12 protein-coding genes and 1 riboswitch are annotated in these 17850 nt (G+C 40.2%); of the genes, 2 read left to right on the top strand and 10 right to left on the bottom strand.

Annotation, left to right across the window (positions count from 1 at the left end):
• Positions 1 to 260: 260 nt before the first annotated feature.
• A complete protein-coding gene (locus tag RGB74_RS01535) occupies positions 261 to 1277 on the bottom strand; it encodes a MoeB/ThiF family adenylyltransferase (protein WP_310761232.1) in 1017 nt (338 codons plus the stop codon).
• A gap of 115 nt (positions 1278 to 1392) precedes the next feature.
• Between RGB74_RS01535 and RGB74_RS01530 the strand changes: the two genes are divergently transcribed.
• The gene (locus RGB74_RS01530; protein ID WP_310761231.1) at positions 1393 to 1662 is read left to right on the top strand and encodes a hypothetical protein; all 270 of its coding nucleotides are present in this window, start codon (positions 1393 to 1395) and stop codon (positions 1660 to 1662) included.
• A gap of 20 nt (positions 1663 to 1682) precedes the next feature.
• Here the strand turns inward: RGB74_RS01530 and RGB74_RS01525 are convergent, their stop codons facing one another.
• The 3 genes from RGB74_RS01525 to RGB74_RS01515 form a co-directional block, all read right to left on the bottom strand.
• On the bottom strand, positions 1683 to 2732 hold the full coding sequence (locus RGB74_RS01525) for an ABC transporter permease subunit (RefSeq protein WP_310761230.1): 1050 nt from the start codon (positions 2730 to 2732) through the stop codon (positions 1683 to 1685).
• A 1-nt stretch (position 2733) separates the two neighbouring features.
• The gene (locus tag RGB74_RS01520; protein WP_310761229.1) at positions 2734 to 3666 is read right to left on the bottom strand and encodes an ABC transporter permease subunit; all 933 of its coding nucleotides are present in this window, start codon (positions 3664 to 3666) and stop codon (positions 2734 to 2736) included.
• Between the two features lie 146 nt (positions 3667 to 3812).
• Positions 3813 to 8111, bottom strand: coding sequence for a pullulanase X25 domain-containing protein (locus RGB74_RS01515; protein ID WP_396136089.1), 4299 nt, complete (start codon positions 8109 to 8111; stop codon positions 3813 to 3815).
• Positions 8112 to 8427: 316 nt separating this feature from the next.
• Positions 8428 to 8514, top strand: a riboswitch (cyclic di-GMP riboswitch).
• A 78-nt stretch (positions 8515 to 8592) separates the two neighbouring features.
• Here RGB74_RS01515 and RGB74_RS01510 point away from each other — a divergent pair.
• On the top strand, positions 8593 to 9879 hold the full coding sequence (locus tag RGB74_RS01510) for a DUF5667 domain-containing protein (protein ID WP_310761227.1): 1287 nt from the start codon (positions 8593 to 8595) through the stop codon (positions 9877 to 9879).
• Between the two features lie 313 nt (positions 9880 to 10192).
• Here the strand turns inward: RGB74_RS01510 and RGB74_RS01505 are convergent, their stop codons facing one another.
• The 6 genes from RGB74_RS01505 to RGB74_RS01480 form a co-directional block, all read right to left on the bottom strand.
• Positions 10193 to 10345 carry a hypothetical protein gene (locus RGB74_RS01505; RefSeq protein ID WP_310761226.1) on the bottom strand — a complete coding sequence of 51 codons (153 nt, stop codon included), beginning with the start codon at positions 10343 to 10345 and terminating at the stop codon, positions 10193 to 10195.
• A gap of 179 nt (positions 10346 to 10524) precedes the next feature.
• Positions 10525 to 11823 carry an extracellular solute-binding protein gene (locus RGB74_RS01500; RefSeq protein ID WP_310761225.1) on the bottom strand — a complete coding sequence of 433 codons (1299 nt, stop codon included), beginning with the start codon at positions 11821 to 11823 and terminating at the stop codon, positions 10525 to 10527.
• Between the two features lie 16 nt (positions 11824 to 11839).
• The gene (locus RGB74_RS01495; RefSeq protein ID WP_310761224.1) at positions 11840 to 13390 is read right to left on the bottom strand and encodes a response regulator transcription factor; all 1551 of its coding nucleotides are present in this window, start codon (positions 13388 to 13390) and stop codon (positions 11840 to 11842) included.
• Complete coding sequence (locus tag RGB74_RS01490; protein WP_310761223.1) at positions 13383 to 15185, bottom strand: cache domain-containing sensor histidine kinase; 1803 nt, start codon at positions 15183 to 15185, stop codon at positions 13383 to 13385. Before RGB74_RS01490 ends, RGB74_RS01495 begins: the two co-directional genes overlap by 8 nt.
• A gap of 24 nt (positions 15186 to 15209) precedes the next feature.
• A complete protein-coding gene (locus RGB74_RS01485; RefSeq protein ID WP_310761222.1) occupies positions 15210 to 16982 on the bottom strand; it encodes a glycoside hydrolase family 66 protein in 1773 nt (590 codons plus the stop codon).
• Positions 16979 to 17821, bottom strand: coding sequence for a carbohydrate ABC transporter permease (locus tag RGB74_RS01480; protein ID WP_310761221.1), 843 nt, complete (start codon positions 17819 to 17821; stop codon positions 16979 to 16981). The genes RGB74_RS01485 and RGB74_RS01480 overlap by 4 nt, the downstream gene beginning before the upstream one ends.
• Positions 17822 to 17850 lie beyond the last annotated feature (29 nt).

The following is a 17850-nucleotide window of genomic DNA, read 5'->3' as shown; positions in this document are numbered from 1 at the left end:
TTTTCGGGTTAGCTTTTATTTTTGGAGGCTGGCGTCTTTCTCAGATGGACACCTTTTGTTAAGGAAGTCATTTTTGTTTGATGGTAGTCTTTTTTTGTTTGATGAACCTTAATAATTGTTTGATTGTCACTACTTTTTGTCTGAAGATGACACATTTTTGTTTGATAACATACTTCTTTACTCTAATGTGTTTTTCTCACAAAGAATATACCTGCAAAAAAAACACTCCGGATACAGATCTACTCGGAGTGTTTCATCATTTATCCTAAATATCTATGATAAAGTGTTTTAGCTTCTGCGGTACTTTTTGTGCCATGTATTAATGCGCGCCCGTCTTTGAATAAAACGATTCGGTGTTCGCCGCTCTCAAACGCGAGCAAATACGCATTCCGCTGAACATTCCCTTGTGCGAGCAACGATTTTTCAATTTGTTCTAAATCAATCGTTCTTCCGGCTGCTGGCCGGATCTGTACGGTATCCCGCCCGCACAATACAGCGGCTTTCAGCTCAGAAGATTTTTCTAAATAAGGATATGTTCGGTTTTCGCCACATGAAGGACAATCTGTTTTTTTCGCTTTGTCCATATTCATCTTCATTTGCTGGTTATTCCACAAATCAAAATTGACGATGCCTTTTCTTACGGCGCCAAAATCTTCGACTAAAATTTTTAAAGCCTCTGTTGTTTGATACGCCACCACCATTTGGACAGTTGGGGCGATGATCCCAACGGTGTCACACGTTTGACCGTTCGCAGGAATTTTATCTAATAGACAGTTCAGACACGGACCTTCTCCTGGAAGAATTGTATAGCTAGTTCCAAAACTGCCAACACAAGCGCCATAAATCCATGGAATTCCATACTTTTGCGCCAAGTCATTGATCAGCAAACGTGTCTCAAAATTATCAGTCGCGTCCATGATTAAGTCGATACCTGAAACTAGTTCTTCTGCTTCCTCAATGCCCATATCCATGACATGTGCCTCGATTTCCACATCCGAATTGATTTGAGAAAGTCTGTTCTTGGCGGCTACTACTTTCGGAAGATGATTCTCGGCATCCTGTTCTGTATATAATTGCTGGCGCTGCAGGTTTGTCCAGTCGACATAGTCTCTATCCACCAGCACTAAACGCTTCACACCGGCACGGGTCAGAACTTCAGCACTAGCCGCTCCCAATGCTCCAGCGCCAATGATAAGCACACTCTTTTGACGTATTTTTAATTGCCCCTCTTTACCGATGGGGCTAAATAATTCTTGTCTTGAATATCTCTCGTTCAATCCACACTCAACCCTTCTTAGGACTGCTTTCTTCTATTTTAACAGTGAACGAAGTCTGATATCCAGTAAATTGGGGAATACAAAAGGTGTAGACTTTCATTTAGGAGCTGTTAACATGCGCTATTTTATTAATGTGAACAAAAGTGTGGAAGAAGAGTATGCGAGAATGTTCGTGCATGATCCAGGTAAAAACAACGAGAACGAAGATGAACTCGAAGTCGTAAACAACCTCGATGAACAAGATGCCGGAAAGCCGTACATCTTCCCGAAAAACTTTTTGTTAGAAGTGTCGGAAGAAGACTATGAAAAATATGCAGAAGCCAAGATGACACATCGTGACACAAAGCCCGTTACGGAGTCGATTTTAGAAAAATACCGGAAATAAAAGAAGGGTTGATCCACGGATTAACCCTCTTTTTCTTTTAAAGAAGAAATGTCATGACCTTGTTGAATGAATTGAAAGCCAGTCCTATCTAAATTCGTAATGTTGGCCGCCACAGCTTCCACCTTCACTTGTTTTTGAACATCGATACCATTCACATTATTGATTCCTGCAATAATCAAGTTTACACATAAGATGACGAGTGCAAAAGCAGCAACTGGTCCAAATACCAGCCATGGAGAACTTATGATTTCATTCCAATGAATCGCAATCAAACCGCCCCATTCATTACCAAGCGTGAACGTTTTAAGGATTGGATTTCCGTAATCGTCATAATCCATCACCAATTTCTTCATTCCACCAATAAAAATTTCAAACAGACCTAAATGGGCAAATAATGTTAGCACCTGACCTACTTGCTGGATGAAAACAACAACAATTTTAGGTTTTAGATGTGCAGAGTAGTGTTTAACAATAATCCTTAACCGATTAGCACCTAACAGTTCTGAAGCCTGAATAAACTCGTTTTGTTTTAATTGGTACATTTCATTCACTAAATAAATCGTGATGATCGGAAAAGCCAACAATATAGCGACTGTTGCCAATAGGGTGATTTTCACCGCATCCGAATACGTCCAACTGAATACCACGAGTGCCGGCGCGACTAAGAAATATCCAAACAAGGAGATCGGTGCATAATGATATGCGTCTGATATGCCTTTGAAAAATTGAAAAAAACGTTGTGGAAGCAAATAAATAATGATGCTTGCAAGGATAGAAACGAATACACGAGCTACGCTAATGATTATGGCAAGACCAATCGTATATTTGGCACCTTGTAGAATGCTGTAAATATAATTTTTTCCTTCTAAATCTGAACCGAACGGATATTGGAGAGACGGTTCAAATGGAACATTGTCATAAGGGTATTTATTTTCATCATAAAGGACTTTAACTGGTTCAGGCAGAGTTGGCTCTATAAACGGCTCATAGGCAAAGCTCCCAACCAAGAGCAAGATCAGTACAGTTATGCCAAATAAAAAAGGAGGCTGTTTTATTAATAGTTTGATCACATTATCCTCCTAGTGACTCGTTATTTTTTTTTATCAAAATTTGACCGGTAAGGAAGAAAAAGTAAAATGGAATAAAAACCATAAGCAAAGAGTACGTGATGATATCAGGATTGCGGATGGCGATGCTTTGGACAAATGTCGTAAATCCTCTTAAGTTAAAAATGAATTCTAGCATTAAGAGGTTCGAAAGAGCGAACCAGAAAATGCTTTTAAAATGATTAAAAAACGTAATAATAGAGTTTTTAAAAATATGGCTAATGATTATCGCACTGAATGAAATTCCTTTTGACCTGGCGAATACGACATAGTCTTTCTTTTCTTCGTCTTCAAAGGTTAACAGTAAATATTTTGTGATATAAACTGCTGGAAGAACACTTAAACATATGATAGGAAGAGCATAGGCCGGGTCTCCATAGGAGCTGTAGATATTCAGCAGTCTGAGGTTTGTATGTTTAAAGAACCACATAATCAGTAATTGAAAAAGAAGAATAACAAAAATATCAGGCAATGATTCCACGACTAATAAAATACTTTTAATTCCCTTTTTTGATCTACCACCTAACAGCATTGTTAAATAGACAATCAATATTCCAGCCAAAATCCCCAAAGCCAAAGCACTCACTAAAAATAAAAAGGATTTTAAATAAAGGTGCAGAAACTCAGGAAACAAAGGCAAGTAAGCCCCTTTCTCGTAATATTCCAGGTTCCCCAAATTTGTCATGTTCGTTAAAGTATGTACGATATGATGAAGATAACTTGAAAAATTCAAAGTGAAATTATCATAGAGAAAATTTGCATTATCGATCTTTTGCTGATCAATCAACACTAATATTTTTAGAAGTCTATCATAGTTAAACAAAAGATAAGGCAGCGAACCTATTAAAAAGATTCCTAGTATCGTTAGAGAAAAAGAATAGATTTCACGTTTAAACATTTGTTTACTTCACCCCCTAGTTTCAGGTGTTCGATATATTAACAATTGTAAAATTATAGAAATTTAATGTCAAATTATTTCTGAACATTCAATCTTTTGCAACAAAAAAATGCCCCGAAACCTCGAGGCACCTTTCCTTCTCACATTTAATTCTTAATGATCGTCATTACGATATCCTTCGTATTCTTTCCAATCGCACCGCCATCGTTTTTAAAGATGGTGGTTTTATTTTCTTCTGAAGGCTCGATGTGGATGTTCAGCTTATTCTCGCCATTCGTCAAATTTACGGTAGCGGAGAATGTCATGTCATCGTTGATCGTAACAGGCTGACCATTGATCGTCATCACGCCTTCTTTGATCGCATTTCCTTTTAACGTGATTGTGTCAGATGTTACAGTTTGGCCGTCTGTATGAGATGTAACCACAACCGGCATGTCGATCCATCGTAAGATTTTATCCTGAACCGTCATTTCGTTGCCGCCTTGGTTTGTGACGACAAAATTCATATCCGTTCCAGGTGCACCGTAACCGTAGAGACTGATGTCGTCATCGTTCGAATTGCCAGGCGTGTGATCAGCAAGACCTTCTTGATCCCACGAACTGTTCTTCGCGTACTTATAGGTGATGACTTCCCCTTCTTGTGCTTCAAACGTGTATTCGTAGTCGTTTGTTACAGCACCGCCTCGCGTCATCTTCCATGCTCCAGTGTTCCAGCCATTTTTGCTGCCAGGCATCGTAACGTCCACGCCTTGTGGAGTGTACGCAGGTGCATTCACTTTCATCGTTACTTTTACCATCACAAGGTCAGGTGTAACACTCACAGCGTTCGACTTCACACTGTTTCCTGCTTTATCGTAAATGTGCACTTCGTAAGCGTACGTTTTTCCGTTTGTGACGTTTCGATCTTTGTAATTGATCGCATTTGTATCAAGAAGTTGATCGATCACTTCTCCGTCACGAAAGATCGTAAACAAATATGGCTCGTTCGCTCCATCCACAGTCCATTTCAAGTTCACTTGTCCCGATTCTTGCGCTGGCTGTTCGAGACTAACTGCATTTGCTGGTGCAGTCGTGTCACTTCCTTTTGTGAACGTTACCGAATTGGATTCGCTCGTCACCCATGTTCTGCCGAGATCCGTTGTAAAAGCAAAACGGTATTCATACGTTCCTTCCTTAAATGGAAGGAAAGAGCTGCTGAATTGGTTGGATTGGCCGTTTTGAGCCGTATAGTTTGCAGGGTGGCTTGTCCAGCTTGTTTTACCAGGTTCCTTCACTTGAAGTTCTGCTGTTAACCCTTCCGCTTGATCTTTTTCGGTTTCACCTTTTATAAAAAGATCAGCCGATACGTTTTGTGTTTTCGAAAGATCAATCACACCATTTTCAAGCTTTGTCACATTTGTAATTTCATAGTTTCCAGTCTTCAGCTCAACGTGCGGAATCGCAGCTGTTTTAATTTCTGTTTTCACAGATTCATTGTTATCTTTATCGACTGCTACAACAGCAAAATAATATTTTCGTCCGTTATCTAGCCCGTCGATTTTTACAGAATTCATGCGTGTATCTGTCACTTTTTCATAAAAAGCACCTGAAACCGTCGTTTGGTAGACAGCATAATGTTTGGAGTTGCCCTTCCAAGATAAAGATACGGAATGGCTGCCCTCCGTTACTTTCACATGCTTAACCGCTTTTGGCTGCTTTAGATTTTGTCCCTTGTCTGTAACGAGCATACGTCCACTCATTGCTGGAACCGTAATTGTAAGCTTGCTATTTTTTACAGTGGCATTGTACTTTTCGTTCAGTTGATCAGTAAGTTTTACATTGTTTACGATCAGCTTCTTCACATCAAGTTCTACTGTTTTCTCTTCGTTACCACGGTTTGTGACAACGATTGCTGCATTCTTTTTATCTGTACGCGAATAAGCGAGTACATCATTTTCAGCGTAAAGGTGGTTCAATTCGCCATAGCTGAAAAGGTCATGATAGTCAGTGCGCACTTTTCCGATTGCTTGATAGTGTTTCACAAGATCCTGATCTTCATGACCCCATGGGTAAGTTCTACGGTCATCCGGATCTTTAGACCCTGTTACGCCTGCTTCATCTCCGTAATAAACGGTCGGTGCACCTGCATATCCCATCTGTAAAATACTTGCGAGCTTTAAACGCTTCTTTCCAAGCTCTGAATCGTAATTCGGATCGAGTTCAGCACGCTCGTATGAATCCGTTCCGTTCCCTAGAACGAATGCTGCACGCGGTGTATCATGTGATCCCATTAAGTTCATCAATGCGTAAAAAGCTTCTTGCGGATAGTCTTCAAATACAGCGTTTAGCTGATTTTCGGCACCTTTTGCATTACCGTTCTTCAAGTAATCAATCATCGCTCCGCGGAAACGGTAGTTCATGACCGAGTCGTAAAGATCGCCAAGGAAGTATTCTGATGCATCATCCCAGATCTCGCCTAAGATCAGCGGCTCTTCTTTTTTCCCTGTTTTCAGTTCGTTTCTGAATTCTCTCCAAAACTCTGTATCTACTTCATTCGCTACATCCAAACGCCAGCCGGAAGCACCGCGGTCCAGCCACGATTTTGCGACTGAGTCTTTTTTATACATGATATAGTCTGCGAACGATTTGTTGTTCAGTTCAGAATCATAGTCTACTGCTTCACCTGGAATCGATTTGATTTCAGGCAGTGAGTCAAAGCCCCACCATGCTTGATATTTGTAAACACCGTCCACTTTTTTGTTTTCGATGTTGAACCAGTTTTCAAATCCGTACGGACTGAATTTCTGGCCTTCTTTTATGAATGTATCTTCGGTTTTCTTTTTTGCTTGTGCTTCTGTTAATCCCTGACTGTTCATTAAGTCATAGACGCTTGACCAATATTCGTATGCTCCAACCGTTTCGTACTTGCTGTAGCGGTCAAAGTAGATGGAATCATCCCCGACATGGTTGAACACGCCATCTAAAATAAGATGCATGCCGCGCTTTTTCAGTTCTATTGTAAAAGCTTTAAACTCTGCTGGCGTCCCGAACATCGGATCGATTGCTTTATAATCGGTCGCATCGTATTTATGGTTCGATGAGGCGTTTGCAATTGGGTTCAAATATAACGTGTTAACGCCCAGTGACTGAATGTAGTCGAGCTTCTTCTGAATGCCGGCAATGTCACCGCCGAAAAAGTCATTTGACCAGATCAAGTCGCCATCATAGCCTTCGTTTTCAGCTAATCTCGGGTTATCCGGTAGCTTGCTCCAATCACGGTGCTCGATTGGTTCCGTTCCACGTGCCGTTGTTTTGTCATCATCGTTCTTTTTGTTGCCGTTGAAAAAACGGTCAGGGAAAATTTGATAAACGACCGACTCTTTCATCCAGTCCGGTGTTTTATAAGCTGGGTCATAGACGGTCATTTGGAATAGACCTGCGTTCGTATCGCTAACAGCGCCTTTTCCGCCTTCTTGTGTGTCTTCTCCGTATTCTTTTATCGCATCTCCATCACGTGCTTCAAACTTATACCCGTAAACACCTTTTTCGTCAGGTGTTACAGTTGCTTCCCAAAGCTCGACTTCCTCGCCGTTAATGGTTGTCCAACCGGCGTTCTCCATCTCTTTTACAGTCGTGCTGCCAGAATTGTAGTTTCTAAGGTAGAGCTTAGCTCCCGTCAGATCGCCTTTTTTAGATTGAAGGCGAAGGGTTACGTCTTGACCAGCCTTGATTGCCCCGAATGGTGCACGGTACGCTTCATTCCAGGTGTCATGGAAAAGCTTGTCCCCTTTCACACTTCCGTCTGGCAGACCTGCATCGTAATCTGTGTACACTTCTTTCGTGTCATGGTTGTAGAAGAAAGTGATAGTCGCATCTTTTACAACATTTAAGGCGAAATTGTTTCCAGGATAAGCTGGAGCATCCCAGCTGTTTCCGAGAACGATCTTAAATTCGTATTTCCCTTTTGGAACTTGTGTTGTATATGTGTAAATGTTATCTGTATCTTCATCTTTTAAGAATGCGGTGGACTCACCAGGTGACCATTCACCACCCGCACCGATTGCGGGTTGAATGCTCCCTACAATACGCGGTGTTTGTTCTTGTGGAAGAGGTTCTAGAATCGAAACTTTGTGCGTCGTGTCATCATACACAAATGTCACCTCCTTATCGGAATCGACGGTGAGTTTGTAGTTATCGCCGCCCGCTTTTCCATCCACACCATAGTTCTCATCCCAAGAGCCATTGATAGCGATTTTATATTCATAATTCCCTGCAGGCAATGTCCCTTTCAGCTTGTACTTTCCGTTTGCCTGCCGTTCCATTTTTGTCGCTGTATCAGCCGGGTTCCAATCACCTGAAGCTCCCAGTTCCGATTGCAAATCACCAACGAGTGTGACTGTTCTTTCAGCTGCTGTCGTTTTCGCTGGATGAAATAGTATCGTTGATGCAAACGTTTGCAAAATCATCGTAAAAAGTAAAAGCCACGAAACTGATTTAAATGATTTTCTCTTCCTCACAAAAATCCTCCCTTTAAAGTTGATCCATATTGGAGAAAGCGTTTGCACAAACAAAAAAGATAGCGCTTTCACTCCTATATTATGGCATGTTTTCTTTTAATGGAAAATATGACTTTCGGCTGAGATTTACATTTTTTAATAGGCATCAATTACCATTAAAATGAAATATTTTATAACTCATCTTTTAAGAAAATAGGAAAACGGTTACTTGTTCGACATATTTTTACAGTTTAAAGTGAATTGAATACATTTTATTTGGAACTTAAAAAGATAAAGGCAAACCTATGGAAACATAGCGACGCAAAGCTACAGGGGCTTCTGCACAATTTTGCATTGCCAGCCAGCTGCCGTTTTTCCCGGAGCACACTCCGCCAAACGGCATAAGTGTGTCTTTTTAATTTCATTTTATTTGAGAAAGGGAGAATAAGAAGTGAAGAAGATTTTGAGTTCATTTTTAGCATTAGGATTAGCAACAACATCATTCGGACCCGCCGTTTTCGCGAACACAAACGAAACGACTACTACAGAAACACAGAATGACGAAACAGAAGTAAACGATACAGTTGACACTCCATCAACTGAAGCAAGTGGAACTACAGATGAAAATACATCAGATGATGTGACAGCAGAAGATCCAACAGATGCTGAAGAGCCAGCAGAGGAAACACCAACTGAAGAAGCTCCCGACTTAATTCCTGGAGATTTCTTTTATTTTGTTAAAATCATGATGGAAAAAATCCAGCTCGCTATGACGACCGATGATATGGACCAAGCTAAGCTATTGGCCGATTTCGCCGCTGAACGCATTAAAGAAGCAAACGCCCTTATAAAAGAAGGAAGCTATGATGATGCTGCCAAACTATTAGAGGAAGCGGTCGCACAGCAAGAAGAAGCAGTGAAAAAAGAGGAAGAAGCTGCAAAAGACACAGATTCTGAAGCAAATCCAGAAACAACGACAACGGATGATGAAGCAACAACAAATGATGAAACTGCTGATGAGAATACTTCTAGTGAGGAATCATCCACAAATAATGATGAATCTGCAACTAACGACGAGGAAACAACATCAGACGAAAGCGAAAAACCCGCTACCGAATTAGAGAAAAAATTCTTTCAAAACATCGTGTCGCTAATGGCTGCACTTGAAAAAATCGATAACCCAAAAGCCCAAGAAGCACTGTCTAAAAACATTGCAAAAACTTTTGGAAAACTGGAGAAAAAGATCGCAAAGCATGAAATGAGACACAATAAAAAAGCTGAAGATGAAGATCAAGATAAAGAAGAGGAAACATCAACAGACGTCCCAGCAACAACTGAAACACCTGAAACACCTGAAACAACAGATTCAGAAGAGCCAGTAGTTACGGAGCCGGCTGATGAAATGGATGAAACAGAAGAAGCTCCAGCGCCAGCAATCGCTGTTCCCGTGAAAAAAGTAACGGATCATAAGGACAAAAACGTTTATCCAGTAAAAGATGAGCCTAAAAAGCCTGAAGTTAAAAAAGAACAGCCTAAAAATGTACAGCCAAAGATTGAGAAACCGAAAAAGGCAGAGACTCCGCAACAGCGTAATAAAAAAGATGAGCTCGGTGAAAAGAATCAAGACAAAGATGAACGTGATCACAGTGAAAATCATGATCAAAACAACGATGATCATCAAAAAAATAAAGAAAATCATGATGAAAAAGGTAAAGATCAAGGTAAAAAAGATAAATAATGAGATTATTTTAACTACTCAAAAGTGGATTAAGCCACTTTTGGGTTGTTTTTTGTTATAAAGTGCCTTTTGAAGCTATCATTTTTAATTAATTCCACGGTAATGTCCAATAATTCCACGTTATTTCAATTAATCCCACGTTATTTTCGATATTCCCCGCTTTATTTTCGATAATTCCACGTTATTTTCGATTTAACCACGAGTCGACAACATTCGACTCGCGCAGCTCATGCATAGCTTATCACTAACTCACCTTAAACTTAAAAAACCGGGTCCTCTCTGGTAGGTAGAGGCCCGGCTTCTTTTCAATCTATTATTGAGATGAGTCATCAGATGAACCTTGATCAGTTGAAGATTGTTCTGTTTTTGATTCGTCTTTTTTGTCGTCGTCCTGATTTCCGCATGCAGTAATTAACATAATGGCCATAAGAGATGCTCCGATTTTCGCTAAAAAGATTTTGCTCATTTCTAACTGCTCCCTTCGGATGTTTATTATGATTTAAATGCATGAGTTTCGGGATTTGTCTGTCCCTTGCTCAGAATATATCACGAAAAAACACCGAAAAGACTGAATTTACCAAGTTCTAACGAAGGCTTTACATGCCCTGCATAATATTAACAGACGCTTAACAATTTCTAGAAAAATCATTCACGATTTAACAGCTGATCCATTTCAAAGGCGGCTTTGTTTAAAGTCGTTTGTATATCTTCATCACGATAAATCATGGCTTCCATTGCTTTTGTATAGATGTTTTCCATGCGGGACCAGCTTTTCACTGGCGGCCGTAAGCGTGCATTTTCTAATCCGTCAACATACGCTTTAATATAGGATGTTTTCAATACAGCTGATGAATTGGCTGCCTCTTTATTTGCTGGAAGAATGCCTGATTTAAACATGTGCTGCTGAATTTTTTCATTGGTCATCCACTTCATGAAAGTCCAAGCGGCTTCTTTTTTCTTCGTTCCTTTCATCATAACAAGGTTCTCACCGCCAAGTATGGAGCCTTTCCCTTCTTGATCCAAAGGAAAATGAAATGGAATCGTGACATTCATGAGCTGATCCACTTTATAATAGGAACTCGATAAAACACTATAAAACCACGGGCCGTCTTCTGCCATAAAAGCATGTCCCTGCAAGATGGCGTTCCACGTATCAATTGAACCCGATGGCAAGTCCGGATGAAGCAGTCCGTTTTCGTTCCAGTTCTTTATCGTGGCGACCGCATTAACACTCTCCGGGCTATTTAAATACCCGGATGCTTTCGAGTAATCGCTATTCGTCAGCTTCCCGCCAAGACCCCAGAAATAAGGCAGGCTGTCCCATGCGTTGAGTCCTTTCATTCCAATAAAGCTTTTACCTTTCATATTTTCCGTCAGTTTCAGAAATTGTTCCATCGTTTCTGGCGGTGAATTTACTCCTGCGAGTTTTAAAGAAATTCGATTGTAAATAGCCGCTTTCGTTGTAAGATTTACAGGAATTCCATAGTACAGTCCTTTGTAAAAATTCGTCTCCAGTGCATTAGGAAATAGCGTTTTTTTCTTATCGGTAAAACCTTCAAAATTATCGAGAGGTACTAAAAGTCCAAGGGAAGCAAATTCAGGAACCCAGGCTATGTCCATTCTTACAACATCTGGCGCCTGGTTGGATGAGCCTTTTGAGATGAGGGCTGTCTTTAAATGATCGTTGTAAGGCTGACGGACTGATTCGATCTTGATTGCCGGGTGTTCTTTTTGAAACAGCGGAATCAGTTCCTCTTCAAATACCCTCGTTTCTTCATCACTGTATGTGTGCCAATAAACAACTTTTGTTACTTTATCCTCTTTTTTAAGGGACGAAACGGTTTCGTTGTTTGAAATGATCTGATCCGAACAGCCATTTACGAGAAAAGCTAAACATAGAGAAAGAAATAACATAAAAATTTTCAAAGTTTGCTGTTTAGCCATCCCGCTCATCCTTTTCTTATTTCGTCGTCATCTGTGCTTTTTCCCGATAATCCACTGGACTGTAACCCGTCAGTTTTTTAAATAATTTGCTGAAATATTTTACATCGTTAAAACCTGATTTATAAGCGACCTCATACACTTTTAATGAAGTATTGCCTAAAAGTTCCTCCGCCTTTTTTATTCGCAATGAAATGACATAATCCAGAAAGTTTTGGTTCATGTATTTTTTAAATAGAATACTGAAATAGTTTTTACTGATAAACGTGTAGTCAGCTATTTTTTGCAGCGTGATCTCTGATGTGTAATGTTGTTGGATATAATGGATCGCTTTCTCCATGAGCTGCTGATGGCTCGTGAGTGAATCGAACGAAATGTGATATCCCTCTTCCCATTCCACAATGGTCCTAAATAGCAGTTCTTTCATTTCAGCTAATGATTCCGTTTGAGCAAGTTCATCCACTTTTTGCATCAGTAATGGAATATCTACCTTCCTTTGAAAACGGCTGCTCAGAAGTTCTCCTGCTTCACGCTTTATATCTTCAGGCGGTCTTGTCCCTGCTTCCCAATCTTTAAGCCATTGTTCTTGCAGCATGTTAATTCTCGTTTCATCACTTTCATTCATGGCTTCTTTAAACAAAATCGAAAAATTATTTTTCTCCTGATTGATTTCAAATTTGTTTTCAAAGTGATAAATTTCATCATGGTCAGGGTGATAAAAATGATAGTCACACGCCTCTTTTGCCTGAAGGAAGCACGTCTGAAATTCGTTCATGCATTCTCCAGATTGATAGCCCATCGATAAGGTGATCTCTGTTTCATTTTCCAATTCATTCTTAATGTGGTGAAGCTGTGATTTCATTTCACTTGAATACGGCATCGTAAGAACAACATCCGCGTTGTATAAAGAAAACATGACACCTTCGTCAAAATGTCTATAAAACGTTTCTGCTGCTTCTTCTGACTTCATACTCAAATAGAGATCACCTTTTTTCTCTTCTAAATCTTTTTTGTTGTTTAGCGAGCCATAACACACTGTGTATCCGTCAGGAAAGGAAGTATTCCATTCAGCCTCATCATATTCATACTGTTTTGAAGTGAAAAGCAGCTTTAGTTTTTGTTCGAGCTCTTTTCGATGATACCCTTGCTGATTTTGCTTATATTCGTCTAGATTCTGCTGAATCTTTTGCTCTTGTTCAATCAAATGGGTACATTTTTTTAATAGATTCACTAAATCTTCCGGCTCTAATGTTGGTTTCAGCAAATAATCAACGGCGCCAATTTTAAGGCCTTCTCTCACGTAATCAAAATCGCTGTAACTGCTTACAAAAATGATTTTTAGCGAAGGATGGATCTGCAATGCTTCCCTGGCCAGCTCAATTCCATCCATGATCGGCATTTTAATATCGGTGATTAAGATGTCTGGCCGCTGCTCTTCAAAATATGCCAGTGCTTCCTTTCCATTCGCAAATGCTCCTGTTAATTCAAAGGGTTCACGGTCCCAGGGTATCGATGCTTTCAATCCGTTCCGAATAACTGGTTCATCATCCACTATCATCACTTTATACATGTTCCTCACCCTCCTTGCCCGAATAGAGAAGCAAAGTAATCTTTGTACCCTTTCCTTCTTCGCTCTCAATCAGCATCTCAGATTTTGGGGCGTAATATAAATGAATGCTTTCATGTACGTGTGCAAGACCTATCCCGACGAAACCATGTTGTATGGAATCTTCCATATTTTTCACAAGCTTTAGTTGAGTCGGATCGAATCCTTTGCCGTTATCAGAGATCGTAAACTTCACTGCACTGTCCCATTTCTCTGCCTTAATATGAATCATGCCATCTTTTTCTGTTGGAACAATGCCATGGAAAATCGCATTTTCAACGATAGGCTGTAAAAGCATTCTTGGTATAGTGAAATCGCTAATCTTCTGATCGACTTCAACCGTAATATGAAATTCACGATCGTATCTGATTTGTAAAATAACTAAATATTTTTCAATAATATCTAATTCTTCTGCAACTGAAATAAAATTCCCTTTCTTGCCCATGTTGGCATCCAATAGACGAGTTAAAGCTGTTATTGCTTCATTTGCTTTTTCGTTTTGCTTAAACTGGATCAGCCATTTGATCGTGCTTAATGTGTTAAATAAGAAGTGAGGATTGATTCTGTGTTTGATCGCCCTTAACTCTGCCCGCTGCTTTTTGCTTCGCTCCTCTTCCACAGTTTCCATTAAGTGCTCTACCCGGATAATCATTTTATTGAACTGTTCACTCATGACGCCGATCTCATCAAAGGAAAACACATTCGTTCTAGCTTTTAAATTCCCTTTTCCTACACTTTCCATTTGATTCGTGAGCTGTTTGATCGGGCGTGTTATTTTGCCTGCGATATAAAGTCCCACTAGAATTGCTGCAATCGTCAGCCCTATCGAAGAAAGAAGTATAAGCTGGTGCAGCTCATCCATCTGGTCGGTGATTTCATGGATCGGAACCGTACCTACAATGAGCCAGCCGTTGCTTAACGGCTGCTTCACCCCATAATAATCAGTATCCTTTTGAACGAATTCGAACTCCGCTTTGTTCTCTTCTATGACAGAATGATAAAGCTCTTGATTATCCAGTTTCGTGCCAACCTTAGAAAGATCGGGGTGAATCATGATTTCGCCGTGTTCGTTCACAACAAAAAATTTACCGGTCTTCCCTAGTTTCAATTGATTAATCTTGGCTAAAATGTTCTTGCCGTCCAGATTCACTAAACAATAGCCGATGTTTTCCAGTGTTTGAAAATCCTTTAATACCCGGCCGACAGGAAGAACGATCTCTGTGTTGCTTCCTCCTCCGCTGTATTTGTCTTTTTGCAAGCCCATCCAAACGAGTTCGCCCTCTTTTTCTCGAGCATCCTTCAGCCACTGAAGCTCATTTTTACGTTCATTATCCCATTTATAAAACGAGAATGTACCGCTTCCCCAGCTTGTATTCTCCTCTTTTAGCACGTAGATGATTTTGACGAACGAACTGGAAAAAACATAGTTGTTGAGCTTATCCGTCAAATTTTTGTTGTTTATTTGTCTTTCCAAACCCTTAACATCAGGGTTGCTGTCCATTTTAACGATACTCTGAAGTGACGGGTCTCCGTAGATCAGATCTGAAGTGTCACTGCCAATTGTAAAAATATAAGAGAGGGTGTTTGCTGCTTGTTTCGTAATCTGAAGAGATGATTCGCGGACATTTTGTTTAATGATGGATGAAGATGAATTGTAATATAAAAAACTAAGGAAAAAAGCTGGAATCAAGATGACGACAAGGAATGCTGCGATTAATTTAACCGCAATACTTTGCTTTTGCCACATGTGTCGGATCATCCGTTCCAGCCCCTCTGTTGATTTTTATTTCGCGTATTCTATAACAAGCATATCCCAGTATTTAAGGGATGGTAGAGTTACAGTCATTTTATCATTCTTTTGCTTGAAATCTAGCGAAAGTGGAGAACCCAAATATTGGTCCGGAGAGGCCATCCATACCTTTTCTACTTTTTTATCAGTAAAAATATCCAACTCGATCTCTTTCTTTTCTTTTGGTTCCGCCTGTATGCCTTCATTATCCTGCCAATCCATTGTTGAAGCATCCGAAAAATTGATGAGATGCACGATTTCGTTATTTGCTTTTTCATATGCAGAATAATAGACTTCAACTTTGTTGAACTCAGGAGAGAGTTTCAACGAGTCAGCGCGCACTTCCAATGAAGATGGTTTCACTCCATCTCTCAAGAAATTTTGATATCCTGTCAAAAAGTCATAGTAAGAGATTAATTGTTTCTTTAACTTTTCAGTGATCTCTAATTTTTTGTGCGGAAAATATTCTTTGGAAAGCATGTTCTCTCCAAGTTCAAGATGAGATCCACCCGATGAAAAGATCACTGCGTTCGTTAAAAGGACTGCTGGTGTGTTAAATTCACCTAAGCTATTTGAGAGATCATAGTTCATATAGGCCGCGAGTACCGTATTTTTCTTAAAACCACTGAAGTTATTATTTTGATCGATGATTTGTTTAAGATGGCTGTATTTCGTATAAGGCTCCCAAACTTCTGTATATAAAAAGTCGACAGGCGCTTTCTGGCTGATGTTGATTTGCCCATACTGGTTGACAGCATTCATAACAAGTGGAACGTTTAATTGTTTCTTCGCTTCCTCTAAAAACGAGACATACCCTTCTTCAAGGGAAGTTATTTCTCCATCATAGTTCCAGCGCATTCCTCGGTCGCCTAACTGATCGACATGCCAGCCATCAAAAGGAAGTTTGCTGAACACTTCCTGCTCTTTTTCTATTAAAAAAGATTGCCACTCTTTGTTGGCAGGATCCTGAAGCATAATATTACTTGCCCAAGAATCCGGCAGAGGATGAAAGTCTTGTGTCTCATGGGCTGAATCTTGATAAAGCCCCCATTCCGGCTTCACACCTTCTTTTTCTGCCCCTTCATACGCGCCAAATAATAGATTATAATTCATCGCCTTCATGTTGAATTTGTGGGAAAGATCAATATAGTTTTGAACTGTATCATGTGAAACCGGGCGGTTCGCAATATCTGGCCATTCTTTTTGCAGCGGGCTTCCCTCAGAAGGAAGAGGCTGGTGATGCTTGTATTGCCAGTCGTAAAATTGTATACCGTTTATATGGTACCGGTTTAACCGCTTCATAATTTCTTCCTGTTCTGTTTTGTCCATTGCTTCAAAGTCAGCTAAATAACCATACCGAGGGAATTTAGACCAATCTTCAGAAACATCGACTGCAACATTTACATGATCCACATAATCTTTTCCTTTTTTTAGAAGGACTTCAACCATGTATCCTTTTTCGTTCTGAGCGGGTGGTTTCCACTTCCAGCTGAACGTTTTACCTTTATCCAGTTTCTTCTCTTCTTCTTTTACAATTTTGTTTCCAAATCGATATCGGATCTGCAGTCGCTCACCGCTTAAATCCCGCTTCAGATTGACTTTTAGCAGAACTGTATCACCTGGTTTGTAGACCGCTTTATCGGTTTCAATTGATGATACGTACGTTTTTTGTTCCTTGTTTTCATCCACTTCAACGACTGCACTTTTTGATGAACAGGCCGCCAGCAATATCATCACACCTGCAAACAGCACCAGCTTCTTCATCATCCTTTTACACTTCCTTCATTCAAACCACTTTTCACAAAATGCTTCTGGAAGATGATGTACACCAATACAACCGGAAGCAGTGCAATGATGGAGGCTGCAAAGATCCATGCCCAGTTGCTTGCATGCTGTCCTTGGAACATCATGAGTGCGATCGGCAAAGTTCTCATTGCTTCATCTTTAATGATCGTAAGCGCGACAAAGTACTCATCCCACGTACCTGAAAATGAGAAGATCGCCATCGTTCCAAGTGCCGGTTTTGAAAGCGGCAAGTAAATATTCCAGAAGATACGCCAGTTCCCTCCGCCATCCATGCGGATCGAGTCTTCTAGTTCTTTTGGAATCGTTTCAAAAAACCCACGCAGAAAAAAGGTGGAACCCACGACTCCCCCGCCGATATAAAGCAGCCATAGTCCTGCATATGTGTTTACGAGTCCGAGGCTGTTGATTACTGTGAACTGAGGCACGATTGCCAGTACAACAGGAATCATCATCGTAAAAAGAAACACGCGAAACAGCAGTTCTTTCATCGGAAACTGAAAACGGGCGAACGCATAGGCGGTCATCGCTCCCAAAAATAAACTGCCTACCATCGAAACTCCGGCTATCAATAAACTATTTAAAAAATAACGGAAAAAGTGATTCTTTTCCCAAACCGTTTCATAGTTATCCAGATTAGGTGTTACCGAGAAAACCTCACTAGGACGCGGCAATGTATAGGCGTTATCGACAAAAGTCGTTAAAATCATATAAATAAACGGAATGATGAACACCGCCACACCTAAAATCAAAATCGTGTAAACGACGCTTTTCCAAAACAGACTTGTTTTTGTTGTATACATGTTCGTTCCTCCTTTCTAATGATCAATGG

It is taken from the genome of Bacillus sp. NEB1478 (assembly GCF_031582965.1).
GTDB lineage: Bacteria > Bacillota > Bacilli > Bacillales > Fictibacillaceae > Fictibacillus.
The sequence above is the reverse complement of the archived record's forward strand: the minus strand, read 5'-3'. Positions and strand labels throughout refer to the sequence as shown.